The sequence below is a fragment of the Phenylobacterium sp. genome (genome assembly GCF_030693805.1).
Lineage (GTDB): Bacteria > Pseudomonadota > Alphaproteobacteria > Caulobacterales > Caulobacteraceae > Phenylobacterium.
Genome location: NZ_JAUXZW010000009.1, coordinates 1 through 1,537, shown reverse-complemented (window position 1 = coordinate 1,537; position 1,537 = coordinate 1). Strand labels below are relative to the sequence as shown.

General features: G+C 59.5%; 1 protein-coding gene. It reads right to left on the bottom strand.

From position 1 onward, the window contains the following. A partial coding sequence (locus tag Q8M88_RS00530) for a TolC family protein (protein ID WP_305594001.1) occupies positions 1-1,052 on the bottom strand: 1,052 nt, incomplete at its 3' end. Positions 1,053-1,537 lie beyond the last annotated feature (485 nt).

The window sequence follows — 1,537 nt, the reverse complement described above, 5'->3', positions numbered from 1 at the left end:
TGGGCTGTCATGGCATCGCGGCGCATGCCGCCCCAGTCGAAGATGGGAAGTCGGAGGTCGATTTCGTAGCCACGTGGATTCGACTTGGAGCCGCTGCCGTTGTCGAACACCGTGTCGCGACGCACACCCAGTTCGATATCGGTGAAGCTGTTAATGGTCTCCAAACCCTGGGCCTTGGCGCTCACATTGAGGGCACTCTGCGCGAGCTGGATATCCAGACGGCCATTGCTCGCGGCCTTTGCGACCTCAGCCGGCTGACGGGCTTGTTTGGGCAAGTCAGGCAGGCGGTCAGGCAGCCTCAGCTGTGCGGCCTGGTTGTCATCCAGGCCCAGCAAGCGAATCAAATCCTCGCGCGCTGATATCTCTTGTTGGTGCGCAGCCGAAAGTCGGGTCGCGGCATCTGCGTAGAAGGTCTGTTGGCGTGCGCGAGCGAGCTTGTTGAAATTGCCAACCGCTTCAAGACGACGGGCCAGTTCTGCACCTGCCTCGGCGTTTTCGTAAACCTGTTTAGCGTAGGCAAGTGACTGCTTTGCTGCGACTGCACGCACCCAGCTCTGCCTGACCTGGGTGGTCCTGTCGACCACCTCAGCGGCCAAGCGGATTTGACTTTGTGCAATCCGCTGGTCGGCAATTCCCTTGCGATACGGCAGCGTGATGAGGTCGAGCAAGCCAAAGGTGAGGATTCGCCCGAATTCCAGCTCCTCGCCCGCCCTGACACGCACAAAACTGAAAACAGGGTTGGCAATGCGGCCGGACTGGGCTGCCAGCGAAGAATCTGCCCAGCTTTGAGCCAACATCGCCTGCATAGCCGGGCTATTGAGGAGCGCGAGCTGTACGGCCTCTTTTTGGCCAACGACCGAGGTCAGAAGTTTTGAGGCAGCCTGCAGGCGCTCGTCACGTTGCTGGTCGGTCTGCGAAAGGTTCAATTGGCCAGCAGTGAAATTCCCGGTCTGAGCGTTGGCCTTCTCCAGGGTTTGTTCAAGATTGACGGACGCACATCCGGCCAATATGGCGACGGCTATCAGTGACAGCGCGACGTTGAATCCGGGCACAGTCAAAGGGCTTCTCATTTCTTATCCCCGTGGTGATTGGAGTGCGGGGCGCTGCCGCCCGACGCTGCCGGCGAAGACGGCGACGGCTGGCCTTGCGATGTTTCCCGGGAGTAATTTCGCCATCCACCAATGCGCCCGACGTTGTCGTTAGCTTCTTTCCAAGACTGGATGGACTGGGGTTCATACCCCTTGTAGTCGCCGATGGGGGACACGTACTCCAGCGCAGGTGCTCCCACCTGGCTGGTTGTTGTGGCAGCGACGCCAGCCGCAGGTTGCGCGAGAACTCCCGAGACAGTGAGCAGGGCACCTAGGCCCAGCAGGCAACTCGTGCCGATGACTGCGATTTTTCTTGACACAAGGGTCTCCTTCGACAAATCCGATGAACTTTCGAGGTGCGCAGTGTCTACTGCTTCCCGCTACACAGCGCTGTCGGGAAGATTACATTTCCGTCATGTGGGGCGGAGATACCCGCTCCAGGTGCAAAC